General features: G+C 40.9%; 19 protein-coding genes. 16 read left to right on the top strand and 3 right to left on the bottom strand.

Annotated features, from left to right (window positions below):
• Positions 1-342: 342 nt before the first annotated feature.
• From FS608_RS07125 to FS608_RS07090, 9 genes are all read left to right on the top strand, one after another.
• Positions 343-1,878, top strand: coding sequence for an NCS1 family nucleobase:cation symporter-1 (locus FS608_RS07125; RefSeq protein WP_144548537.1), 1,536 nt, complete (start codon positions 343-345; stop codon positions 1,876-1,878).
• A gap of 185 nt (positions 1,879-2,063) precedes the next feature.
• Positions 2,064-3,116, top strand: a complete 1,053-nt coding sequence (locus tag FS608_RS07120) for an LLM class flavin-dependent oxidoreductase (RefSeq protein WP_144548536.1) — start codon at positions 2,064-2,066, stop codon at positions 3,114-3,116.
• A 33-nt stretch (positions 3,117-3,149) separates the two neighbouring features.
• Positions 3,150-4,364 carry a helix-turn-helix transcriptional regulator gene (locus FS608_RS07115; protein WP_144548535.1) on the top strand — a complete coding sequence of 405 codons (1,215 nt, stop codon included), beginning with the start codon at positions 3,150-3,152 and terminating at the stop codon, positions 4,362-4,364.
• Between the two features lie 168 nt (positions 4,365-4,532).
• Positions 4,533-6,656, top strand: a complete 2,124-nt coding sequence (locus FS608_RS07110; RefSeq protein ID WP_144548534.1) for a glycoside hydrolase family 3 protein — start codon at positions 4,533-4,535, stop codon at positions 6,654-6,656.
• 170 nt (positions 6,657-6,826) lie between these two features.
• On the top strand, positions 6,827-7,990 hold the full coding sequence (locus FS608_RS07105; RefSeq protein WP_144548533.1) for an SEC-C metal-binding domain-containing protein: 1,164 nt from the start codon (positions 6,827-6,829) through the stop codon (positions 7,988-7,990).
• Positions 7,991-8,003: 13 nt separating this feature from the next.
• Positions 8,004-8,990, top strand: a complete 987-nt coding sequence (locus FS608_RS07100) for a Gfo/Idh/MocA family protein (protein ID WP_144548532.1) — start codon at positions 8,004-8,006, stop codon at positions 8,988-8,990.
• 210 nt (positions 8,991-9,200) lie between these two features.
• Positions 9,201-9,326, top strand: a complete 126-nt coding sequence (locus tag FS608_RS31185; protein WP_260871600.1) for a hypothetical protein — start codon at positions 9,201-9,203, stop codon at positions 9,324-9,326.
• An 81-nt stretch (positions 9,327-9,407) separates the two neighbouring features.
• Positions 9,408-9,713, top strand: a complete 306-nt coding sequence (locus FS608_RS07095) for a hypothetical protein (RefSeq protein WP_144548531.1) — start codon at positions 9,408-9,410, stop codon at positions 9,711-9,713.
• Positions 9,714-10,145: 432 nt separating this feature from the next.
• Positions 10,146-10,841: a YoaK family protein gene (locus tag FS608_RS07090; protein WP_144548530.1), complete on the top strand. Its 696-nt coding sequence runs from the start codon at positions 10,146-10,148 to the stop codon at positions 10,839-10,841.
• 63 nt (positions 10,842-10,904) lie between these two features.
• Here the strand turns inward: FS608_RS07090 and FS608_RS07085 are convergent, their stop codons facing one another.
• Positions 10,905-11,162 carry an HPr family phosphocarrier protein gene (locus tag FS608_RS07085; protein ID WP_222127316.1) on the bottom strand — a complete coding sequence of 86 codons (258 nt, stop codon included), beginning with the start codon at positions 11,160-11,162 and terminating at the stop codon, positions 10,905-10,907.
• Positions 11,163-11,488: 326 nt separating this feature from the next.
• Between FS608_RS07085 and FS608_RS07080 the strand changes: the two genes are divergently transcribed.
• The 4 genes from FS608_RS07080 (at position 11,489) to FS608_RS07065 (ending at position 17,507) form a co-directional block, all read left to right on the top strand.
• Positions 11,489-11,842 (top strand): heterocycloanthracin/sonorensin family bacteriocin, encoded by a 354-nt coding sequence (locus tag FS608_RS07080; protein ID WP_186328639.1) that lies wholly within the window; start codon positions 11,489-11,491, stop codon positions 11,840-11,842.
• Between the two features lie 159 nt (positions 11,843-12,001).
• Positions 12,002-13,966, top strand: a complete 1,965-nt coding sequence (locus tag FS608_RS07075) for a putative thiazole-containing bacteriocin maturation protein (RefSeq protein WP_144548527.1) — start codon at positions 12,002-12,004, stop codon at positions 13,964-13,966.
• Positions 13,963-15,912 (top strand): TOMM precursor leader peptide-binding protein, encoded by a 1,950-nt coding sequence (locus tag FS608_RS07070; RefSeq protein WP_144548526.1) that lies wholly within the window; start codon positions 13,963-13,965, stop codon positions 15,910-15,912. Before FS608_RS07075 ends, FS608_RS07070 begins: the two co-directional genes overlap by 4 nt.
• A gap of 23 nt (positions 15,913-15,935) precedes the next feature.
• Complete coding sequence (locus FS608_RS07065; RefSeq protein ID WP_144548525.1) at positions 15,936-17,507, top strand: SagB family peptide dehydrogenase; 1,572 nt, start codon at positions 15,936-15,938, stop codon at positions 17,505-17,507.
• A 154-nt stretch (positions 17,508-17,661) separates the two neighbouring features.
• On the opposite strand, the gene FS608_RS07060 is transcribed toward FS608_RS07065, so the two are convergent.
• Positions 17,662-19,233, bottom strand: coding sequence for a bifunctional metallophosphatase/5'-nucleotidase (locus FS608_RS07060; protein WP_144548643.1), 1,572 nt, complete (start codon positions 19,231-19,233; stop codon positions 17,662-17,664).
• Positions 19,234-19,602: 369 nt separating this feature from the next.
• Here FS608_RS07060 and FS608_RS07055 point away from each other — a divergent pair, with 369 nt between their 5' ends.
• Entirely contained in the window at positions 19,603-21,414 is a 1,812-nt protein-coding gene (locus FS608_RS07055; protein WP_144548524.1) for a S9 family peptidase, read from the top strand.
• Positions 21,415-21,633: 219 nt separating this feature from the next.
• The gene (gene ypfJ, locus FS608_RS07050) at positions 21,634-22,473 is read left to right on the top strand and encodes a KPN_02809 family neutral zinc metallopeptidase (RefSeq protein ID WP_144548523.1); all 840 of its coding nucleotides are present in this window, start codon (positions 21,634-21,636) and stop codon (positions 22,471-22,473) included.
• A gap of 105 nt (positions 22,474-22,578) precedes the next feature.
• Here ypfJ and FS608_RS07045 read toward each other — a convergent pair whose 3' ends face one another.
• Positions 22,579-23,256 (bottom strand): cell wall hydrolase, encoded by a 678-nt coding sequence (locus FS608_RS07045; protein WP_144548522.1) that lies wholly within the window; start codon positions 23,254-23,256, stop codon positions 22,579-22,581.
• Positions 23,257-23,568: 312 nt separating this feature from the next.
• Here FS608_RS07045 and FS608_RS07040 point away from each other — a divergent pair, with 312 nt between their 5' ends.
• Complete coding sequence (locus FS608_RS07040) at positions 23,569-24,921, top strand: amino acid permease (RefSeq protein ID WP_144548521.1); 1,353 nt, start codon at positions 23,569-23,571, stop codon at positions 24,919-24,921.
• Positions 24,922-24,997 lie beyond the last annotated feature (76 nt).

The following is a 24,997-nucleotide window of genomic DNA, read 5'->3' as shown; positions in this document are numbered from 1 at the left end:
CGATGCAGCATTTTACATAACATAAAAGAATTTATCGAAATTATTCTACTTTTTGTCCAATGACAGAAAGTAGAAGAGGTTTATAATTTAGTATAGAGAAGTAGGTTTTCTTGTCCTATTGCTTTACCTGATACATAGGGTACGGCAAACAGGATCCTGTTTTCGGGAGTTGAAGGAAAGAGGGGATGCAATGGTGAGTAGGTAAAAACTGCTAAAAATTTTTTAAATATTCGTTCAATTATATCTTGAGTGAGAGGAGTTCCAACAAATCTGTACATTTGAATTTAAGGCATCATTGTTTCACTAAAAAGCACGTTAAATAACCAATAAGGGGGAAATTTGTTGAAAACGCAAATTGAACAAAATGGTATTGTTACCCTGACGACTGAAGCAGCCAATGGTTTAAGTAACAGTGAAATGTGGAATGATGACCTGCGCCCAACGACAATGAAGGAACATTCATGGAAAGGGCTTAACTTTGCTACATTATGGATTGGTATGTGTTTATGTATTCCTGCCTATACGATGGCTAGTGGCCTGATTTCGTTAGGAATGAATTGGTGGCAGGCAATAGGAACGATTTTTCTTGGAAATGTCATTGTCCTTATCCCTATTCTATTAAATTCCCATGCTGGTACGAAGTTTGGAATTCCCTATCCCGTATTTGCTCGTTTATGGTTTGGATCAAAAGGAGCGCATATCCCAGCTTTAGCTAGAGCGATTGTTGCTGCTGGCTGGTTTGGAATTAACACATGGATTGGTACGGGTGCGATTGATACACTTTTATCGGCTTCTTTTGCCGCCTGGAGAAACGTCCCAGGACATACAGCAATTGTATTTGCCTTGTTTTGGGCATTAAATGTGGTTGTCGCCTATAGGGGACCTCAAGCAATGAAAGTTCTTGGCTTAATTGCCACACCGATTGTCGGCATCGCTTCCATTATTCTACTTATATGGGCATATACAAATGCAGGAGGGTGGGGCCCGATCTTAGATACCCCTTCTGAATTCGCGACAACAGGTGCGTTTTTAAAGGTATTTTTCCCTGCATTAACCGGCGTCATTGCCTTCTGGGCAACCCTTGCCTTGAATATTCCTGACTTTTGCCGCTATGCAAAAAGTCAAAAATCACAAATGCTGGCTCAAAGTTTCTCCCTCCCACTTACAATGAGTATCTTCTCCTTTATTGGAATTGCTGTCACATCTGCGACAGTGGTTATTTTCGGGACAGCACTCTGGGATCCCGTTCAACTGCTTGCGAAATTCCCGCCATTCGTTATCTTTTTGGGAACATTAATCATTGTCATTGCCTCCTTAACGATCAATGTCGGGGCAAACATCGTTGCACCGGCCCGTGCAATTGAAAATCTAAATCCAAGACGAATTACGTTTGGCATAGGTGCACTAATCACTGGAATCTTTGCGATTTTAATGCAGCCTTGGTATATCATGGAGAACTTTGGTAACTATATTTTTGGCTGGTTGGGAACGTACGGTGCTTTACTCGGTCCGATTGATGGAATTGCCATTGCGGATTACTGGCTTGTTCGCAAGCGGCAAATGGCCCTTAACGAACTATATGATGTAAACGGCCGCTATAGTTATACATCCGGTTTTAATAAAAACGGTGTTTACGCCCTGATAATTGGTGTCGCCGTTCCTGTACTTGGACTTCTCATCCCGGGACTTCGCTTTTTGTGGGATAACGCCTGGACATTTGGATTATTTATCTCGATTATCGCTTACACCTACCTAATGAGAGGGGACAAAAGCATTCTCCAACCAGGAGAATACGAAAAAATTACGACCTTCAAATCGTCCACTCCTGGTAATAAAACAGATTCAGTTGCCCATAATGAAACAGAATTCTTTTATTAAAAAATGAGTGTCAGGCACCCTTTGGGTGCCTGACACTCATTTTTGTTTTACATTCTAAAAGTAAAAATCCGATTATTTTGAAATATATCGGGAAATGTAGGATAATTACGCATGGTATTTATTAGATAAAATTTTAATATACGCAGGCACATGAGCGGCCTTAGCTTAATAGGAGGGTATTCTTAATGGAAATAGGTGTGAGCACGTTTGTAGAGACAACGCCGGATGTGAAAACCGGGGAGGTAATTAGTCATGCGCAACGGATCCGTGAAGTGGTGGAGGAAATAGTGCTAGCAGATCAGGTTGGACTTGATGTTTTTGGTGTCGGTGAGCATCATCGTGAGGATTTTGCGGCCTCTTCTCCAGCAGTGGTGTTGGCTGCTGCCGCATCACAAACCAATCGAATTCGATTAACCAGTGCAGTAACGGTTCTCTCATCTGCCGATCCGGTTCGAGTTTTTCAGGATTTTGCAACTCTTGATGCGATTTCAAATGGCCGTGCCGAGATCATGGCTGGCCGGGGCTCATTCATCGAGTCTTTTCCATTGTTCGGCTATGATTTAAAAGACTATGATGAATTATTTGATCAGAAGCTAGAGCTATTATTAAAAATACGTGAGTCAGAGAAAGTGACCTGGGAAGGCGGACATCGACCAGCAATACATAATCTCGGTGTATATCCTAGACCGGTTCAGGATCCTCTGCCGGTTTGGATTGGTAGTGGCGGCAGCCGTGATTCCATTATCCGTGCAGGACTACTTGGGTTGCCACTCGTTTTAGCCATAATTGGCGGTCGCCCGCTGCAATTTGAGCCACTTGTGAAACTATATAAAAAGGCAGCTGTTCACGCTGGTCATGATGTATCTAAGCTTACGGTTGCCTCGCATTCGCACGGTTTCATTGCGGAGACTAGCGAAGCAGCAGCTGAAAAGTTTTTCCCCTCCACCCAGCTTGTCATGAATAAACTAGGACATGAACGCGGATGGGGGCTATATGACCGTTCAAGCTTTGATACTGCGCGCAGTTTGGAAGGAGCATTGTACGTAGGGGATTCGAAGACAGTTGCCGAGAAAATTATCTACTTACGTAAGAATGTTGGGATCACGCGCTTTATGCTCCACTGTCCTGTTGGCTCCATGCCTCATGATGATGTAATGAGAGCCATTGAACTTTTAGGAAAAGAAGTTGCACCAATTGTTAGGGAAGAAATAAGCAAATGGGAATCTGAAAGCGACTAATGCGAATCCGAAGAATCTGAAGGGTGATTTGTTATGGAGGAACTGAAAAGTAAATGCTGGCTAATCAAAAATGCTTTTCATATAGATGTACAAGCGGTTGATCATCAAATTCAAACGATTTTACACATATCTGATGATAGTGATCCACTAATTATTATTGAAGCCCGAAAGAAAATCTATTTGGAACTTAAAAACTCTTTAGAAAAGGCCCATAAAAAGAGTTTTTGTTTTCATACAGATTCTTTCCGACTATCGTATATGGCAGTAGCGCTGCACAAAGGTGAACAGTTTCAAGGTATGGTTATCGTCGGACCTTTCTTGATAGAGAAAGTAACTGACCATTTTATCTGGAATGTTATCAGGGAAAATCATCTTGAAAATAATTGGATAACTGCATTTGAGAAGTTTTACAAATCATTACCCTATTTGGGACAATCATACATCGCAATTGGTGATTTATTAGTGAATCTATTAGCAAATCCGCGCGTGGATTCCCAATTCATTACGACCAAAAAACATAATGAGCAATATCAACCGGAGATAGAGCCGCAAGATTATGCCCAAGATGGGATGGAAGTTAAGCTAAGATATGAGGCAGAAAAGAAATTATTACATTTTATCGAAATTGGAGATAAAGAAAATGCCATGAAAGCTTTAATTGATTTTACAGGTGACTTTTCATATCGAGTTCCTGGAAATCCTTTGCGGGCGAAAAAAAATCTTGGCTTTTCAAGTAACACGATGAATCGGATGGCTGCTGCTAAGGGTGGGGTCGAACCTCAATATTTACATGCTATTTCGGAAAAATTTGCTTTAGAGATTGAGGCCGCAGTAGCTATGTCCGATTTAGAGGCCATAAATTTCAGGATGATCGATGAATATTGTGATGCGGTGAAGAATTTTGCAGTTAAAGGGTATAGTACTGTTGTAAGGAAAGCGTTAATGTATATAAATCTCTACTTTAAAGAACCTATAAATGTACAAGCGATAGCAGACGAAATAGGTTTTAATCGAATGTATCTTGCGAGGAAATTTAAAGAAGAATTGAATATTGGTGTGATTGATTATCTACATAAAAAGCGAATAGAAGAAGCAATTTTCCTTATTGAACAAGGGCGTTTATCTATTACAGATATTGGTATCCATGTGGGTTTTAGTAGCTATAATTACTTTTGTAAAGTGTTTAAGGAGTTAATAGGAATGACCACTACAGAGTATAAAAACAGTCACAAGAAAAGAAGGTCATGAATAAACTCATGGCCCCTTTTAATATAAAAATTTATCATTAATGTGCAATTTTATATAAAAGGTAACAATATTGGATGTGAAAATCCACACAAATTGCTAACATGAATCTAGCCCTTGTCCCAAACGATTCTATAATGATGGGATTGGACAAGAATAGGAGGCATTAAATTGAAAGATAACCATGAGCAACCGAATTTAGAAGTAAGAGTCAAGAACATCATTGAAGTGGATGGATTAAAATTTAAAGATTTAAATAATAGTGGGAAGCTAGAACCATATAAGGACTGGCGCTTAAGCCCGAAAGAACGTGCGGAGAACCTAGTCTCATTAATGAATACCGATGAAAAGGTCGGAATGATGCTGATTAATACCCGCCAAATGGGACTTACTCAAAAGGATAAGAGTAAAACAAGTCATGATGGTGTGTTAGATGAAGGGATTGTTGAAAAGGGCGAAACTATTTTTGCTTTGGCAAAAGTATATGGTACAACACATACGATTGAAAACATGCATTTGCGCCACTTCATTCTTAGAGATAACTGGAGCCCAGCTCAAATGGCAGAGTGGGTCAATACCATGAATGAAGTTTGTGAGGGAACACGTCTAGGAATTCCTTGTTTAATCGCATCGAATTCACGAAACGAAAACACAGAATTCATCTTTGGTATGAATGATGCAGCTGGGATTTTTTCAACTTGGCCAGGAACCTTAGGACTAACTGCTGCAGCTAAAGGGGATATAAAAAATGGCGGCGATGCCTCCCTTTTTAGCCAATTTGCTGAAATAGCCCATGATGAGTGGGATGCAGTTGGATTAAGAAAAGGATATATGTATATGGCGGATACTGTTACTGACCCAAGATGGCAGCGGATATATGGGACATTCGGTGAAGACCCGGAATTTATCTCGGATGCTATCGGCCGTATTATTGATGGCTTTCAAGGAAAGACCCTTGGAAATCATAGTATCGCTATGACGACTAAGCATTTTCCTGGTGGTGGACCAAGGGAAAATGGATTTGATCCACACTATGAAGAGGGAAAATGGAACCTATATCCCACACCTGGAAGCTTAGAAAAGTATCATATGCCTCCGTTTAGGGCAGCGGTAGAACATGGGACTTCATCGATGATGCCATATTATTCGATCCCTAGTATCAAGAAAAGTTCAGTACAAGAATTCGAAGGTGAAAACATTCCTTTCGAAGAGGTTGGGTTTACTTTTAATGATTATTTCTTAAATACGATCCTTAGAGAAAAATTAGGCTTCAAAGGCTATATCAATAGTGACAGCGGCGTCACTAGTAAAATGAGCTGGGGCGTTGAAACCTTAAGCGAGGCGGAACGTTTTGCTAAAGCGATTAATGCGGGCACAGATCTTATTTCTGACACGAATGATATTGAAAACCTTAAAACAGCAATCGAAAATGGCTGGATTAGTGAAGAGCGGATTAATGAAGCGAATGTAAGATTGCTTACTGAAATGTTTGCTTTAGGATTATTTGATGATCGCACATACGTTTCACCAGAGAATGCTGCGACAGTAGTTAATAATCCTGCTAGCTGGGAAGCTGCATATGAAGCTCATAAAAAATCAGTAACCGTTCTTAAAAATACCAACCAGACGTTACCTTTAAAAGCTGATAAGCTTGGTACGAAGAAAGTTTATGTGGAAGTCTTCCACAAAGAACCAGAGCGTGCAACTTCTTATACTGAAAAAGCAAGACAGGAATGTCAAGAGCTTGGTCAATTTACGTTGACGGATAACTACAATGAAGCTGACATTGCTATTCTATTCTTAAGTCCAAAATCTGGGGCATATTTCAATGCAACCCCAGGATTGTTAGAACTTGAAATCTGCGAAGATAAAACAGAAACGGCTTTGGATGGGTCCACCTATCAAGAAACCACTTTAAGTGGAATGGACCATCTTAAAGAAGTGGCAGACAGTATCCATGTCCGCGGCGGAAAAGTCATTATGAGTGTGAATTTCATTTTGCCATGGATCGTTGGAAACGTTGAACCTTTGGCGGATGTCCTAATCGCTGGTTACGATACCTACTATAAGGCACAATATGAGGTGATCGCAGGCAATAGCCGTCCAGTTGGTGTTTTACCGTTAACATTGCCAGCTAGTGAAGCCGTCATTGCGGTTGATGAAGAAGGTAATTGTGTATCGAGAAATGATGTACCAGGCTATGACAAGGACAAGTATATGCCGGAAGGTCTCGCTTATGCTTATAAAGATAGTGATGGCAATATCTATAAGCTTGGTCATGGATTAACATTTTAATATAAAGGAAAACAATCATAAATCAGAAACTCGCCCAAAGATTGATTTGCGGCGAGTTTTTGTATTTCAATTGCTCCAGCTCATACATACCATTAAAGTTTTCTTTTGGTGATGCTGCTAAAATCAATTATAATACTATGGAGAATAAAGATGATTAGAGGACGGATACGATGACTTTTTTAGAAAAAATAGAACCGCATGTAATTAGCAAGGATATCTTAATTCAAGAAATAGTGCTTCATGCCTTACACGATTATCCAAACGTTCCTGAAGAATGGACGATAAAATTATTGAAGGAAGCTTTTACCAACGAGGACAAGCAATCGTCGATCCTAATTTACATTGATAACATGAGGATCAATGAAGAGGCAGTCCAGCTTCTCTTAGAGAATATCCCAAAGATGGACAAGACCCAAATCCACTTGGCCGTGAAATTATTAGAACGGATCGAACCAATACTTAGCCTCAAATATAAAGAACCGCTGCAAAAATATTTTAATGAAGAACATTGGTCCTTAGTTGAACTAATCGTAAATGGGGACGAGGAAGAAGTTTGGGAAGAATTTGCAAATACAATTAATTCTCTTGACAAAGCCACAACGTATCAGCATTCACAATTTATTAAAGCAAAAAAACTTGCCGCCTGTATCGTTCAAAATGGCTGGATTACAGAAGAGGGTATCGAGGAAATTCTACAAGAGGAATTAAAAGAAAAATGGTTTTCATTTCATGGAATTTTGGCTGTATATATGATTGGATTACTGAAACTAGAAAAGCATATCCCCCGGCTAGCCAGTTTGTTGGACCGTGATGATGATATCTTGTTAGAGGAGGTTTCATCCGCATTAATTGGTTTTCAATCGGATGAAGTTGTGCAAGCGGTAGAACCATATTTAAAAAATTCCGATTCAATTATTTATGCTAGTTCCGTTGTCGAAAATATTAAATCTGACAAGGCAGTTAAGGTTTTAAGAGAGGCTTACCATCATACTAATGAACTGCAAGATCAGGACATTTTGATAGAAGCGCTATGTCATCAGTTGTCTAAAAAGGCATTACCAGAAATTAGCGATCATATGAAAAAGGAATACTTTTCAAGCCTAGTTGATATCGAACAGACGGTCTATAGCTATTATTCCATTTTAGAAGAGTCACACCCGGAACTATTGGATTGGAAACTTGCAGCACTTGAAAGAGAAATTGATTTCAGAAATACTGGCAAAAAGGGTGGCAATCCCCAAAATGGTCCGATTCAAAAGGAAAATAAAGTTGGCCGAAATGATCCATGTCCATGCGGAAGCGGTAAAAAATATAAAAAGTGCTGTGGCAAATAAGGAGAGATGTAGGATGAGGTTGGATAAGGTTCGTTGGGGAATTATTGGATGCGGCGACGTAACGGAAGTGAAAAGCGGCCCAGCTTTCCAAAAAATCAATCATTCAGAGTTGGTAGCGGTTATGAGGAGATCAGGGGAACTTGCCAAGGACTATGCAAAACGGCATGGTGTCCCCAAATGGTACGATAATGCCGATGATCTCATAAACGATCCTGAGGTCAATGCAATCTATATTGCCACGCCGCCAGGACCACATAAAGAATATACCATCAAGGCAGCAAAAGCAGGGAAACTTGTATATGTAGAAAAGCCAATGGCCCGCAATTATGCTGAATGCCAAGAAATGATCGCTGCGTGTGAGGAAGCCGGCGTGCCTTTATATGTTGCGTACTATCGCAGGGCACAAGAGCGATTTTTAAAAATTAAAGAGTTATTGGAAGACGGTGCGATTGGAGAAGTCCGTTTTGTATCGTCAACCCAATACCAAAAAGCTTCTGAAGATGTGTTGGACCCGCAACATCTCCCTTGGAGAGTACAACCCGAATTGGCCGGAGGAGGACTCTTCTTTGATTTAGCCAGCCATACGCTTGATCTTTTAGATTTTCTGCTTGGACCGATTACGTCCGTTCAAGGTTTAGCTTCCAATCAAGCGGGGTACTATTCGGCGGAGGATATTGTAACAGGTACCTATAAGTTTGAATCTGGGATCCATGGCGTGGGAAATTGGTGTTTCACGGCTTTTGAAGATGTCGATATGAATGAAATCGTGGGGAGCAAAGGGAAAATCAGCTTTTCAACCTTCGGAAACGAGCCTATCGTTTTGACGACAGCGGGCGGAACGCAGGAATGGAGTTTCGAACGACCACAGCACGTCCACCAGCCACTTGTCGAAACTATTGTTGCAGACGTAACGAATGGTAGTTCTCAATGCCCAAGCTACGGAGTAACAGGTGCAAGAACGAACTGGGTCATGGGAGAAATGGTGAAGAATTATTATTAGTATTGAAGCCCGGTTAATTTGATTATCAATTTTACAAGGAAAAGTGTCATGCCCCTTTAGAAAATGGATGGTGCCTGACACTTTTTTTATTTATATACAGTATTTTTCTATTATGTAAGCGCATACATTTATAGTGAGCACTGGAGGTGATGTTGTTGATCTATCCTTATGGGAATGATTATATCAAGTACTTAAACGATAAAGGTTCACATGGCATCACGTATGAACAATGGAAATGTAAAAATGGGAAAAAATACTCAGACAAGTGCAGACAATGCGGACATGGGAAAGACCGATTTCAACCTTGTCCAAAGTGCAATTATTAAGCGCCTTTAGGCGTTTTTTTATTGGTTTCTAATCGGATTTTTTGAAAATAATAGAAGGGAGTGCATTTCGAGGAAGAAGGGAAGTAACAGAATGGGAAACACAATTGATAAATTACAAAAGCTGCATGATTCCGTACAAAAACTAGAAGGGGTTTTACAAGAGGTTTGGAGCCTGGTTGATGAAATTGGTGAGGATGATCAGTTCACTGACTTTCTAAATAAAGCCAAAAAATATCAATCAAAGAAACAAACGGCAGATAAGAGTATGGAGGAACTGGTAATTAGGCTTAATGAATATGATCAATGCAAGGAGGAGATTCCTGAAGACGGGACAGCAGCAGTTGATTTTGAAGACGCGATCGCTGAATTGATCGATTGGATGAGAAATAATCAATAATATTGGATTGTGAAACCAGGGGGCTAACTAATGAGGTTGGTCCTTTTTTGGGAAGGATTTCATTTAATATCAGATTCGCTGATTGGCCCTGGAAATTCGCTGATTGGACTTAGAAATTCACTGATAGAACTAGCAATCTATGAATGATTTCTCAATTCGCTCATTGAAGGTGGTAATTCGCTCACTCAATGTAAAAATTCGCTCAAAAAATGCAAAAATTCGCCCGTTTATATCTAAAATTTCAAAACTCATATAATTGAAGTGGAAAATCATAAAAATTTTACCTCAAATTCCCATAATGAACAGTTAAAATTTCGTTTATTGTCAAAATTGGGGTAACTTTTTCATCTAAATTCATGATATTTTAAGAAAATCAGAACTAAGGAAATACTTTTTTAAGCAACAAATCAGAACAAGGAGAACATACAACAAATGAAAGATAAAATCCCTTCGTTATCGTCCAACTCATTTTATTTAGGCATGTTGTTAGCGGTGGTTGGAGGTTTCTTAGATGCCTATACGTTTACCAGCAGGGATGGAGTATTTGCCAATGCCCAAACAGGTAATATGGTACTTCTCGCTGTAAAAGCAGCCAATCAGGAATGGCATGGCGCGTTGCTTTATATCCCACCCATTCTAGCATTTATCTTAGGTGTTTTGGTATCAGAAGTCGCCAAAATTCCTCGGGTAAGACAAGTTCTACACAGCTACCGAAGGTCTATTCTTATCTTGGAATGCCTGGTTTTAATAACAGTTGGCCTATTACCAAGCAGTGTACCTAACATCGTGGTAACCGTATGTATCGCATTTGTATCGTCCTTACAAATTTCCACTTTCAACAAACTCGACAAGTGGGCCTACAATTCAACAATGACAACTGGCAATCTTCGGACGGCTACACAAGCGGCGTATTTGGCCTTGAAAGAAAATAATAATGAGGCTAAAAAACAGTTCAAAGAATTTTTTGTAATTATTCTTTCATTTTTATTTGGCGCATTGACTGGGACATTTTCCACCACCTACATTGGGAACACATCCATCTGGATCGCTTCGGGGATCTTAGTAATTGCACTTATTTTATATCATCGTGACCGGGGATATGTAAACAAGTCCTTAACATTTAAATAGTCTGTTGGAAGAGGCTGGAATCTAAAGTAGATCCAGCCTCGGCCTTTTTACAAAATATTATTACTACTCTAGCATTTCCAACGTATCAATGACCTCTCTAAGTGCTTCTATTTCATCGTCCCCGGAAACTTCTAAGATAATTTCTGCTTGTTTAGGTATCGCTAAAGATAACACGCCGAGGACTGATTTTACATTCACCCTTCGTCCCTTGTACGTTAGAAAGATATCGGCATTAAATAGAGAAGCACGTTGTACTAATTGATTGACCGGCTGAGCATATAAACCTGCGTTTCTGTTGATTGTCACAGTTTGTTGAATCATCATTTTCCCCCCTGGCTGAGATTTTTGTATAAGTTCTAAAACATGCCCTTTTCTTATGTATGAAACTACCTCAGAAAAAATGTTCTGTTTGATTCAATATGGGCCTTTTGTGTGGTAGTCCTCCTGACAAGTGATTTGTTTGATTTCTTTTGAATACCATATAATCCTCTAATTTAATCAACATTTTAGGCAAAGTAGTATGAATGTCCCAATAAAATAGGCTTCTGAATCAGTAGCAATACCCACCCAACGGCCATATTTTGATGAGGAGAGTACTTGAAGTTTCATGTACTGACACAAATTATTGATTTTAAATAGATGGAGGTATGAAAATGAATCCCTTACAAAATGAACTCCAAATGTTGAATGTAGGCGACTTTCAAGCGAGCCAGGCCGTTCCTTTTGACCCAAACCAATACTATCTTGATCAGTCTCGAATTGGTGGTTTGGGCGGAATTGGTGGTGTAGGTGGTATAGGTGGTATTGGTGGTGTTTTCCGCTGTTTTAGCTGTTTTAGTTGTTTTAGTTGTTTTAGTTGCTCTAGCTGTTTTAACTGCTTTAACTGCTTTAACTGCTCTAGTTGTTTCCGGTGCTCTAGTTGCTTTAATTGTTCACATTGCTCACATTGCTCTAGTTGTGGCGGCGGGCATCGCTGCGGCGGAGGTCGTTGCCACGGTTAATCGCACCCTTTTTCTGATGTAAAACTGGCTGTTTATTGAGAAGGGCTTTAAAGAGGCCCTTCTCTATTAGTTTAGACATAAGGGACAAATTACGTTACATAGAATTATAGTAAAGTCATGAGACTGATTGGAGAAAAGTAAAGGCTAAGGAGGAGCGAAATGACAAGTTTGAACCCTTCTATGCGTCTGAAAGTGAAAAGGGACACGTTTTTTCTCCCCGATTCAAACAATGGAGTGTATTTTCGGAACAACATAAGCTCGTTCCGTATGGAAGGCAGTACGATTGATCAGTGGGTTGAAAAGCTGATTCCAATGTTCAACGGGGAGTATACGTTGGGTAATTTAACAGAAGGATTACCTGGACCATACCGGGATCGGGTGTATGAAATTGCTGAAGTGCTGTATCGAAATGGGTTTGTCCGCGATGTAAGTCAAGACTATCCACACCAATTAGAGGCTCAGGTTCTTAAAAGGCATGCTTCACAAATAGAATTTGTGGACAGTTTTGTTAATTCGGGTGCGTATCGTTTTCAAACCTATCGCCAGGCCAAAGTGTTGGCAGTTGGCTCCGGTCCTTTTTTGGTTTCGTTGGTTTCTTCTTTGATTGAATCCGGATTGCCCAAGTTCAAACTACTAATCACCGACACCGTACCGACAAATAGACGGCGGTTATTGGAACTAGTGGACCATGCCCGTAAATCAGACCCTGAGGTGGAGATAGAAGAGGTCAAATTAAAGGAAGATAGGGTAAGTTTTTGGCGGGAGTGTGTGCAGCCGTTTGATTCGATTTTGTATGTTTCACAGGAGGGAAATCTAGAGGCACTGCGACTTCTTCATACGGTTTGTAGGGAAGAAAAGAAGATTTTACTCCCTGCTATTTGCATACAACAGGTGGGTATTGCGGGTCCGTTAGTAAAACCAGATTCTGAGGCATGCTGGGAGTCTGCTTGGCGCCGCTTGCACCATTCTGCGCTATTCAAAGATCAAGAATTATCGGCATACTCTTCGACAGCAGGAGCAATGTTGGCCAATGTGATTGTATTTGAATTGTTTAAAGAGGTTACAGGAGTAACTGAACAGGAACAACAGAATCAATTTTTCTTGCTTGACCTTGATACGTTGGAAGGAAACTGGCATTCATTTACGCCTCATCCTTTGGTGACTGGACGAATATCGGCTAAATGGGTTGACGATTATGATAGACGACTTGAACAGAAATTAAGCACTGGTGAGCCAAGTCAGTTGCTTCTATACTTCTATCAGTTGACATCAAAAGAGACGGGGATTTTCCATCGATGGGGGGAGGAGGAATTAAAACAGCTGCCGTTAGCTCAGTGTCGTGTTCAGGCAGTCGACCCGTTGTCGGATGGACCGGCTGTACTGTTACGTGACATAGTCTGTTCAGGTTTGACACATGAAGAGGCACGAAGGGAAGCTGGTCTGGCTGGGATTGAAGCATATGCTTCACGTATGATCGATTTGTGCGTTACAAATCTACATCCATATCAGAAAGTAGAGGGTAGAATACAAGATTGGGAGGAATTTGTAGGAGTTGGTGCGGGGGAAACGTTTGCTGAAGGTGTTTGCCGTGGGTTGCAAAAGTGTTTGGAGGAAGAAATGAACATTCAACAGCGTGATCAGAAGATATCTGTCAAAGGGGTGCATTTAAGTGCTGTTGAAGATGAACGGTGCCGGTTTTATTTGCAATCGCTGACTACGATGCAGGGAGCACCGCATATCGGGTTAGGTGAGGAAGTGTCAGGTTTCCCTGTGGTATGGGTCAATACGAGTGACGGATGGTATCGCAGCGCAGATTTAAATATAACAATGGCGTTACGAAAGGCGTTACAACAAGCTCTTTTCAAAGTACAAAACTCGGAAGGCAGCATTACAGCGCAAGCATTTGATGAATCGACCTTGTGTCTGGAAGAAAAGGTGTCACAAAGCATTGTCATCCCCGCTTGTGAAGAGAGGATACAATTCAAGGACTTGCAGGCCGCTATGGATGTCTTGAAGCAAAATCATAAGCAGCTTTCGGTGTTTGAACAAGAAATTGAACCATTTTTAAAAGAAGGTTTGGCTGGGGTGTTCGGAGTGTTGCTTCGAGAGGAGGAATTTGGGTGAGCGCTGCTGTCGTTTTGGTTATAGGAGAAGGGGTGGTGGCAGACAGTGTGTGCGAAGCACTTTTCGCCCATTACCATGTAGTTCGCCAGACCGAATTCGAGGCGGTTGTTCCGAGAAAAACTGATTTGGCTCTGGTTCTGCAGGATGCCTGGAATCCTTCTGTTCATCAAATGGCAGAAGAGATATTTCGACGAACAGGGACGCCTTGGCTGCGGGGCTTCCTATCATTTGGAGAGGGTGTGGTGGGGCCGCTAGTTCGACCAGGGACCCCGGGGTGTTCTCAGTGCGCGGATTTGAGACGTCTCATGGCTGGACGCGACCGAAAAGAGATGTGGGGGATTCAGCAAAGGCTGAAGGAGTACAGAAGCATGCAGCCTGAAGGATTTGTATCGAACACGGGACTCTCGCAACTGGCATATCTACTCAGGGCGGAGGTTAAACGAATCTTACAGGGTAATCATCCACTTTCGGACGGCCAGGTATGTTTAATCAATTTGAAAACATTATCGAATTCCTGGCATCCCTTTCTCCCTGACCCGTTGTGTCCAGTATGCAGCCAATTACCCGATGATTCGGAAAAAACTGCTCGAATCTCATTGCAGCCAAGTCCTAAGGTCAGCCCCGACAGTTACCGCTGTCGTTCGTTGGATGACCTGAATAAAGTTTTAGCTAAAGACTATCTAGATCAGCGAACTGGCCTTTTGAATGGTAAAATGGTTTATTTAGTCCAACCCTTTGCCGATGTCAGTGTAAATCTGCCTTTGTTTGAGGGAGATGAGGGAACAGCAGGCAGGACAAATTCATATGAGGTAAGTGAGTTGACTGCCATTTTAGAAGGACTGGAGCGGTACTGTGGTCTAGAGCCACGCGGGAAACGTACAGTTGTCTTTGATAGTTTCCGCAATTTGCAAGATAAGGCACTCAATCCGATTAAAGTAGGTGTACATGCAAAGGAACAGTATGAGCAGCATGGTTTTCCTTTTCAACCGTTTAATCCTGAAAAACCAATCAATTGGGTATGGGGTCATTCGTTTTTGGAAGAGCGTCCAATACTTGTGCCTGAACTGCTTGCCTATTACAGCTTGGGAGGCGGGCAGCGTGGATTTGTCTATGAAACTTCCAACGGATGCGCGTTAGGGGGGAGTTTGGAGGAGGCTATTTTCTACGGAATTATGGAAGTGGTGGAGCGGGATTCATTTTTGATGACTTGGTACGCACAACTGAAACTGCCGCGACTAGATCCATCTTCTGCTGACGACCAAGAATTGCAGTTGATGATCGAACGTATGCGGGCAGTCGCGGGATATGATTTGTATTTGTATAATTCGACAATGGAGCACGGAATTCCGAGTATTTGTGCGATTGCTAAAAACAGGAAAGAAAAGGGAGTGAATCTTATCTGTGCTGCTGGCGCACATCTTGACCCGGTAAGGGCGGTTAAAAGTGCGGTCCATGAGTTGGCTGGCATGATGCTGACCCTAGATGAAAAATTGGAGTCGAACCAGGTAGAATATAGCCGTATGCTGCAAGATTCATCTCTGGTCCAACAGATGGATGATCATGGCATGCTGTACGGTTTGCCGCAAGCGGAAAAGCGTCTGGATTTTTTACTTGAAGATAATCGTCCATTGAGAACATTCTCAGAGGAATTTAAGTGGAAGTCGAGGCATACCGACCTTACAGATGATCTGCTAGACATTCTTCAAGTTTTTCGCCAATTAAATCTTGATGTGATTGTGGTCGACCAGACGGCACCAGAATTGAAACGGAACGGACTTTATTGCGTGAAGGTACTGATTCCGGGGATGCTGCCGATGACATTCGGCCAACATCTTACCCGTGTTACTGGGCTAGAGCGGGTGCTCCGGGTACCGATGGAACTTGGATATTCAAAACAACCGTTGACACTTGACCAACTAAACCCACATCCGCATCCGTTTCCATAAGCGGATACTAGGAGGCAAGGAGGATGAGTCTAGAGGAGTTTTTGCTCAATCTACATTTTGACATTGACAAGGCAAGCGTACCTAATTGGGAAGTGGATTGGGAAGATGCGCCACTTCCTTATAAGCTTTACCGCGGCTTGCCAGAAGTACCATTTTCTCTTGAAGTACCGCTGACACTTGAGGAACAAGAACCACCCACAAAGCCTAATCTTCGCAAAATTGGTCATTTTCTATGGTATGTATATGGTCTTACACAAGTTAGCCAGTCAGTCTCTCCCTTGGTATCCACAGCTAAAACAGCGAACCTAGTACAGTCGTTTCGGCGGTTCGCACCTTCCGGCGGGGCATTATATCCAAACGAAGTATATATTTATCTTAAGATAGAGGATTTGCCTGTTGGGGTGTACCATTATGATGTAGCTCATCACCGCTTGGTATTGTTACGAGAAGGAAATTTTGATGCATATCTAGCCCGTGCACTTGGGAATCGTTGTGATATGTCTGCTTGTTTTGGTTCTGTGTTTGTGTCGACCCTGTTTTGGAAAAATTTCTATAAATACAATAACTTTTCTTACCGTCTGCAAGGGTTGGATGCCGGCGTGGTGATTGGACAGTTGCTGGAAGTCGCGAAACGTTTTGGCTTTGAAACGGGGGTTTACTTCCAGTTTCTTGATCGGGCCATTAACCATCTTGTTGGGCTTTCCGAACAGGAGGAGAGTGTTTATGCGGTTATTCCGCTTTCAGTTGAACCAACTATTTGGTCTACAAATGGGAAAAAAATAGACACCAATGCTGCAGAATTGTGCCGAGAGTTAACAGCGATTCAGCCCATTCATTACGTCCGGTCAAAGAGGGTCAAAGAGTATCCGATGTTAACCAAGTTGAATGAAGCGTCCTTGCTGAATTCAACGCAAACGTTTCGGCTCGTTGAGGCGAAAGAGGGTTTGAATTTTGACGGCCAAGCCGAAGCTCTGCCCCACGTGAACCGATTATCTTATGATCTGGCGTCAGCCTGTCGAAAGAGATTTTCACTGGATATGGATTTTGTATTGGGAAAGGTGAGTCAAATTCAACTGGCCACACTAATGCAGGAAGCGACCGCATCCTTCTCTTATCGGAATGATTTGGATGGAGCATATTGGAAGAACGAGCCTCGTGTTTCATTGTATGGCTGTTTTTATAATGTCGAAGGTATTCCAAATGGAGCCTATTATTATGACAGCACTACTCATGAGTTGCGAAAGGTACATCCTGGAGATTATCGACTCCAGTTGCAATCTGGAATGTCTCTAGATAATGTTAATTTGCTCCAGGTACCGCTCTGCCTACATGTGGCAGGAGATAGGGAATCGTTCAGAACGGCCCTGGGATATAGAGGATATCGAATCCAACAAATGGAAGCCGGCATGCTCGTGCAACGATTACTGTTAGCTGCCTCAGCCCTTGGAATGGGAGGGCACCCACTACTGGGATTTGATGCGAACATGAGTGATGAGATTTACGGTATGGTGCCAATAGGTAAAACCAGCCTAATCCAAATTCCGATTGGCCCCTATCGACATCGTCCTTGGTTGAAGGGAAGCTTGCATAGTTAGGCAGGTTTATTAGACGGAACCCCGGTCTACGAATTGATCTATTATCAAGAAAGAAATAAAACAGGAAAATACCAATTAGATTCGTTTTAATTGGTGTTTTCCTTTTCTTTTTAAAGTGTTTTATTTGCTTATAGTAGGTAAGAAGTTCTAAATGTTAATCCTTACCGCATAAATATTGAATTTTTTTTATTCGGCCTTCCTTCGAAGAGGTAAACGGTTGCTTAAGTTGCTTCAAGTAAGTTTTAAATACATCTATGTCAACTGGGCCAATGACTTTTTCTGTCCCTTCAAGTAAAACAGTGAAATTATCCCCGCCGTCCGCCATGTAGTCGTTTACCGTAACGGTGTAGCTTGCTTTTGGATCAAGTTCGGTTCCGTCTGTTGCGAAAATATCGTTCACTTTACTTCCCGCAGGTTTTGTTCCGTCCCAAGTGTATTTTAAACCGGAAACTTGCAGCATTCGCACTTTACCAGGCTGCCATTGCTGATTTAAAAGGCTGCGGACTTGGTCGCCGGTCAACGTCATTTTAACGAGTTTGCGTTTAAACGGTTGAATGGTTAACAAATCCTCAATGGTTACTTCTCCTTCATGAAGGTCTGCCCGAATTCCACCTGGGTTCATAAAAGAGAAATCAGAATTCATCACTTTTCGCTGCGAATCGGCAATCAGATTGCCCAAAGCTGATTCACCGTTTTCGTTTTGATTGCTGGAAATGTCGTTTGCAGCCGTTCCAACGACTTCCTTAACATAGGAAGCAACTTCAGCTTCGTACATTTCCACCATTTCCTTAATTTCCTTATCCGGTTTAATAGCGTCCTGATAAGTAATGACAATTTCCGCCTTTTTGTTCACGATATCTCTCGTTACTGGATCAATCTTCAAGTTGACGACGGAGAACGCCATTCCGTAGGAATAAGCTTGAACAAGCAGCTTTCCATCTACTTCGGTATTAAGATAGGTATGGCTATGACCAGCAAACATCACGTCTACTTCATTGTCTATCCTTTTGGCCATTTTGACGATTTCTCCAGTAGCAGCACTGTTTGGAGTGGACTGCCTGCCGTCATTATGCGCCAGTATGACGATAGCTTTCACACCTTGCTTCTTAAGTTGTGCCACCGATTTATTAATGGCTTTCACTTCATCAATGAATTTTACCCCTTTTATTCCTTTCAAATTAACCATCGTTGGTGTTTCGTTCAATACAATGCCAATAAATCCGATAGATATGCCATTCAGACGGATAATTTTATAGGGAGGGAAGAGAGGTTTCCGCGTTTTTACATCAATTACATTAGCACATATATAGGGGAATTGAGCACCTTCAAAAAATCCTGTTTTGAGGTGGAACCCGCCGTGAATCAACCGCATCATTTCTTTCACGCCTTGATCAAATTCATGATTTCCAAGGGATCCTAAGTCAAAGCCAATTGTGTTTAATACTTTAATCGTTGGTTCGTCTTGCAGAAGCGAGGAGACGGGTGCACTTGCGCCAACCATGTCACCAGCATGAACCAAAAGGGTATTTTTGTTTTCTGCTTTCTTTTGCTTCAAATAGGCAGCTAGATACTCAACACTGCCCACATCCCTTTGGTTAAATTTGCGAGTGATGTTTAATTGTCCGTGCAAATCGTTTACGCCGAGTAATTGCACTTGAATGAAACGGTTCTTAGTAATCTCGGTGTTATTGGGTACGCCTGGTGTCTCCGGTTCTCCGGAGGCCATTACAATGCCCGCAGTTAACGTTGTCGTAAGAACTAAAGCAGGTACTGCTTTTTTCAATACGTTCCAATTCAATGTTTCTCTCACTCTTTTCTCGCCTCCAAATTCTCTAGTTGGTTACTTCTATAGCTTAAAGAAGGATTGTTAAATCTGCGTTATATTTTTATGAATTTTCAGTTAATTAATATGGTTATTGAGTCCAGCCCTTAAGAATAATATGAATTGTTTCTAAATATAATTGATTGGATAGAATGACGTAAAGTTGATTGAATCTTGTAATGGATAAAGGCATTCATGAATTTTTCTTAATGATTCTTTTACATATTTTCCTGAGTGCGTCATACAATGGCTTAATTGAAAAGGGGGATGTTTATGGCGACCGTTGATATAGAACCGTATTTACATGTTCGTTTTGCCCAAAATCCAGTCTACGATCCATTTGGTCACAAGTTAAGCTTTATCGCTGATTATACTGGTTTGCCACAAGTTTGGGAATTGAATCTAGGGGAAGGGAATGGTGGATGGCCTGTCCAAACTTCTTTTACAAAAGAAAGAATCACCTTTATCAGCTATCTAAATGGCAAATCTAACTTGATTATTGGTATGGATGTTGGCGGGGATGAAAATCAGCAATTGTACTTACTTAAGGATGAAGGAAAACTAATTGAGTTGACGAACTCACCAGATCATATTCACCGTTATGGTGGAAGCTCTCCAGATGGAAAATGGATCGCCTGGTCGAGTAATCGCCGAAATCCAGCTTTTTTTGATATCCATATTCAAAATCTAGAATCGTTGGATATTCGTCTTTTGAATGCTGGAGATGGGGTATTTTCAGCGGTTAAATGGTCTCCTGACGGTAAATCCATTTTGGTCCAGAGGATAAATTCCCCTTTAGATAACGATTTGGGCATAATCGACCTTTCCACTGGGTCAATAAATTGGTTAACAGAACATACAGGGGAAGCTGGTTTTAGAGACGCCCATTTTAATAAGGATGGGGACCATCTATATGTATTATCGAATAAAGACAAAGAATTCTACGGGCTTGCACTTATAAATTTAAAAACCAAACATCTCGAGTGGCTAGAGCAGAGAAAGTGGGATTTTGAAGATTTGACAATGAATAATGATAAAAATTTGTTAGCTTATTCAATAAATGAGGGAGGAACTTCCAAGGGGGTACTTTTAGACATAACCCGGAGTTACCTTTATACCTGGAAAACTCCAATCGGAGTCATTTCAAATCTAAAGTTTTCCCCTGATAGCCAAAAACTAGCTTATGTATTTAAGGGGGCGGCAAATCCCTCGGATATATGGGAACTTGACCTAAAGACTATTCAGGCGGAGAGGCTTACATATGTTTCCCGGTCCCCAGTCCTTGAACATAAATTAGTTGAGCCGGAACTTATATCCTATCGCTCCTTTGATAACCTCGAAATTCCTGCCTTTTATTCAAAACCAAAAGATACCACTGAAAAACATCCAGTTGTTATTTACATTCATGGAGGTCCGGAGAGTCAGGCACGTGCGGTATACAACCCAGTTCAGCAGTACCTTCTAAACCAGGGTTATGCCGTGTGTTCACCAAACATTCGGGGAAGTACAGGTTATGGAAAAGGGTATACACATTTGGATGATGTTCGAAAAAGAATGGACGCTGTTAAGGATCTCATTTTTTTAGTGGAATGGCTAAAGGCGAATAAGAATATAGATTCTAAAAAAATTGCAATCATGGGTGGGAGTTATGGCGGTTTTATGGTGCTTGCTGCCATCAGTCACTACCCGCATCTTTGGTCTGCTGCTATTGATATTGTAGGAATGTCCAGCCTTAGAACCTTCCTTCAAACAACTAGTCCATGGCGAAAGAAGCACAGGGAAAGTGAATATGGAACAATAGAAAAAGATGGAGAATTTTTTGATAGTATTGATCCATTGAATTTTTCAGACCGAATTACCACCCCATTATTAGTTATTCACGGGAAAGGCGATCCGCGTGTTCACATAAATGAATCTGAGCAAATCGTCGATAAACTAAAGAAACGAAATCACACGGTTGACTTTATACGCTTCGAAGATGAGGGCCATTCCATCGTAAAACAAAAAAATAAGATTACTGCCTATAAAGAAATGGTTAAGTTCCTTGATCATTATATTGGTAATGAATCCAAACTCAATATTTAAAATAGTCCTGCAGTAGCGGGACAGTGCTGGAGAATTCATCAAGCACCAAGTTAAACTGGCAGATTAATGAGTAATACAAAACAGCTCCCGAAATTCGGGGGCTGTTTTGTATTCGCACGTGTTTGGTTAATGATTTCCAAAATCTTTCCTTTTTAATCTGCTCAATTGTGGGTATAACAAGATAGAATTGGTTAATGGTTCATTAAAGGAGGTAAAAAAATGAAATGGAAAGGAAGACGACAAAGCGCCAACGTTGAAGACCGGCGAGGAATGGGAATGGGCGGCAAAACCGTGATAGGCGGCGGGATAGGCAGTATAATAATCGTTCTTCTCTTTACACTGCTTGGAGGGGACCCAGGTGATCTTTTAGGAAACAATCAGGCTTCTGATACGGGTACACAAGCTCCTCCTCCTTATCAAGAGTCTGCCGGAGAGAAGGAATTAGCGGACTTTGTTTCAGTTGTTCTTGCCGATACAGAAGATGTGTGGTCAGATGAATTCAAGAAAAAGGGACTGCAATACGAGAATCCTAAGCTTGTCTTGTACACTGGCAGTGTCCAGTCTGCCTGTGGATCCGCTAGTTCGGCTGTAGGACCATTTTATTGTCCTGGCGACCACAACCTTTATATTGATTTAAGTTTTTATGAGGATCTGAAACAAAGATTTCAGGCGCCGGGGGACTTTGCAATGGCGTACGTCATTGCCCATGAAGTAGGTCACCATGTCCAGACTCTTTTGCATACTGGAGACAATGCTTCACAGGCACAGAAGCGTTCCAATGAGTACTCAGTCCGATTTGAATTGCAAGCTGACTACTTGGCGGGTGTTTGGGCCCACTACGCACAAGGGAAGGGCTACCTAGAAAAAGGCGACTTGGAAGAGGCACTAAATGCAGCAAATGCTGTGGGTGATGATAATATCCAGAAAAAAACGCAGGGCTATGTGGTCCCGGAAAGCTTTACACACGGAACTTCTGAGCAAAGAAAACGCTGGTTCAATAAAGGTTTCAAAAACGGAACCATCGAGGGAGGCGATACCTTTAAAGCAGCAAACCTTTAAATAACTCCAACTGTAAGTATACTTTTTTCCATGCAAAAAACCCCCTACGGTGGATTATAAGTCCAACTTAAGGGGGGCACTTCTCATACAACGGCTTTTTAAACTTTATTTTGCAAAAACATGATCACCAATCGTCGTTACAACTGTACGCGTACGAATCCATTCATCTTCTGCAATCTCTGGGTTATAGAAATAAATGGAATTATTTAAACGATCTTTTCTTGTTAGCGCGTCTTCAACTGCACGTTTCGACTCATCTGAAGCTGGTTTATTAATTTCACCATTTTGAACAGGTGAAAAGGCATAGGCATCCCCTACAACTTGTTTAATTACACCTGTAACTGTATCTGGGAAATCAGGAGAATCAACTCGATTTAATACGACAGTCGCAACGGCTACTTTTCCTTCATAGGATTCACCTTTTGCTTCGGCATTAACTAATCGGGCAAATAAGTCTTTCTCTTTATTAGAAATTTTAACAGCTGGTTTCACTTTTTCTTTTTTTGGCGTTTTTTTATCAGGTTTGGATGAGTGTTTTGCTGCTACTTTCGGTTGAATAGGATTTTGCAATTTTTTTTCTATATCAATCCAATCGTCAGTACGAGTATTAACTTGTTCTATATTATTAGTGTTTAATCCATTTTGTTGTCCAAGTTCCTCGAGGTTTACCTCTTTTACAACTGGAGATTGTGTTATAGCTTCCGCCGTATTGTTTTGTAACCCTATAAATGCAAATGTAGCTACACTAGCTACAATTAATTTCTTCATATAATTGTTTTTCATGTTGCTACCTCCTGTAATTTCGTATGTTCCCACTTTATCATGTACTAGTACACGATTAACAGAACACCTCTGTTACATTTCTTTTTAGTTTGATGAACAACATTACAGGTAAAATAGTTTTATGACATTATTCCTGTAAAAATGACATATTCAACCCAATTTTACGAAGTAGAGGAATATTTTACTTAAGATTTATTATTGTGTAATAGAAGTATAAGGAGAAATTTGATTTATATGAATATTCTTTCATGTGGAAAGGGATATCTAACTTAGTTATTCTAAAAGAATAATTAAGAAGGGTGGAATCATGGTGTGGGCAAAAATCACGAAGGTGAAAAATTACAACGAGGTCTAGACAACAGGCATATCCAGTTAATAGCACTAGGAGGGGCCATTGGCGTTGGTTTGTTTTATGGTTCAAGTGCAACGATTCAGATGGCTGGACCGTCAATTTTAATCTCCTACTTAATTGGAGGCTTAGTTATTTTCACTATTATGAGGGCATTAGGTGAAATGGCTGTAGATGAGCCCGTTTCCGGTTCATTTAGTTCCTATGCGAATCGTTATTTAGGACCGTTTGCAGGTTACTTAACAGGGTGGACCTATTGGTTTATGTGGGTTGTCGTTGGGATGGCAGAAATTACAGTTGTTGGTGTGTATGTGAACTACTGGTTCCCTGATATTCCACAATGGGTAACTGCATTAGCTACACTAGTGGTTATTACTATGATAAATCTTACTAGTGTAAAAGCATTCGGGGAGTTTGAATTCTGGTTCGCGATGATCAAAGTTGTGGCTATTATTGGAATGATTGTGGTTGGTTTAGGAATGATCCTCTTAGGTATCGGCAACGAAGGCCAACCAATCGGATTTAACAATCTCTGGGCTCATGGCGGATTTATGCCAAATGGTATGGAAGGTATTTTAATGTCATTGGTTCTAGTAATGTTTTCATTTGGCGGAGTAGAATTAGTCGGAATAACAGCAGGTGAAGCTAAAAACCCTCGAAAATCGATTCCATCAGCCATCAACAATGTGGTCTGGAGGATTTTAATTTTTTATATTGCTGCATTAGGAATCATGATGTGTTTATATCCTTGGAATGAAGTAGGTACGAACGGCAGCCCGTTTGTATTGATTTTTGATAAAGTTGGAATTCCTGGAGCAGCCCATATTATTAATTTTGTTGTGTTAACTGCAGCATTGTCAGCTTTTAATAGTGGCCTTTTCAGTACAGGTAGAATGCTTTACAATTTATCACTTCAAAATAACGGTCCGAAATATTTTGGAAAGCTAAACAAGCATTCTACACCAAGACGTGGAATTTTATTTTCATCCTCATTTTTACTAGTGGCGGTATTTTTAAATTATATTGTTCCGGAAAAGGTATTTATGTATATTTCTTCTGTAGCAACCGTTGCGGTTATTACAAGTTGGACCATTATTTTGGTTACACAAATCAAGTTCAGACAATTTAAAACAAAAGAAGAAGTTAAAAAACTAGCATTTAAAATGCCGCTTTATCCAGCTTCATCCTACCTAGCCCTTGCTTTCTTAGCAATTGTCATCGTTTTAATGGCCTTTATAGAGGAAATGCGAGTAGCATTAATGGTAGCACCAGTTTGGTTTATAGTTCTTTATGTTGGTTATCGGTATAAAAAGTAAAGGGTGTCAGGCACCATATGTGAAGAATTCACATGGTGCCTGACACCTTTTTCACTTTATCCGTCTTTATGACTAT

Source organism: Bacillus sp. X1(2014) (assembly GCF_007678255.1).
The sequence above is the reverse complement of the archived record's forward strand: the minus strand, read 5'-3'. Positions and strand labels throughout refer to the sequence as shown.

Bases quoted from the DNA above. Each gene is read 5' to 3' on its own strand.
- ypfJ (WP_144548523.1), top strand. From the start codon at position 21,634: ATGAAATGGAAAGGAAGACGACAAAGCGCCAACGTTGAAGACCGGCGA.
- FS608_RS07115 (WP_144548535.1), top strand. From the start codon at position 3,150: ATGGAGGAACTGAAAAGTAAATGCTGGCTAATCAAAAATGCTTTTCAT.
- FS608_RS07085 (WP_222127316.1), bottom strand. From the start codon at position 11,162: ATGATTCAACAAACTGTGACAATCAACAGAAACGCAGGTTTATATGCT.
- FS608_RS07080 (WP_186328639.1), top strand. From the start codon at position 11,489: ATGAAAATGAATCCCTTACAAAATGAACTCCAAATGTTGAATGTAGGC.
- FS608_RS07105 (WP_144548533.1), top strand. From the start codon at position 6,827: ATGACTTTTTTAGAAAAAATAGAACCGCATGTAATTAGCAAGGATATC.
- FS608_RS07065 (WP_144548525.1), top strand. From the start codon at position 15,936: ATGAGTCTAGAGGAGTTTTTGCTCAATCTACATTTTGACATTGACAAG.
- FS608_RS07090 (WP_144548530.1), top strand. From the start codon at position 10,146: ATGAAAGATAAAATCCCTTCGTTATCGTCCAACTCATTTTATTTAGGC.
- FS608_RS31185 (WP_260871600.1), top strand. From the start codon at position 9,201: ATGGCATCACGTATGAACAATGGAAATGTAAAAATGGGAAAAAATACT.
- FS608_RS07055 (WP_144548524.1), top strand. From the start codon at position 19,603: ATGGCGACCGTTGATATAGAACCGTATTTACATGTTCGTTTTGCCCAA.
- FS608_RS07120 (WP_144548536.1), top strand. From the start codon at position 2,064: ATGGAAATAGGTGTGAGCACGTTTGTAGAGACAACGCCGGATGTGAAA.
- FS608_RS07045 (WP_144548522.1), bottom strand. From the start codon at position 23,256: ATGAAAAACAATTATATGAAGAAATTAATTGTAGCTAGTGTAGCTACA.
- FS608_RS07095 (WP_144548531.1), top strand. From the start codon at position 9,408: ATGGGAAACACAATTGATAAATTACAAAAGCTGCATGATTCCGTACAA.
- FS608_RS07060 (WP_144548643.1), bottom strand. From the start codon at position 19,233: ATGGCCTCCGGAGAACCGGAGACACCAGGCGTACCCAATAACACCGAG.
- FS608_RS07100 (WP_144548532.1), top strand. From the start codon at position 8,004: ATGAGGTTGGATAAGGTTCGTTGGGGAATTATTGGATGCGGCGACGTA.
- FS608_RS07075 (WP_144548527.1), top strand. From the start codon at position 12,002: ATGACAAGTTTGAACCCTTCTATGCGTCTGAAAGTGAAAAGGGACACG.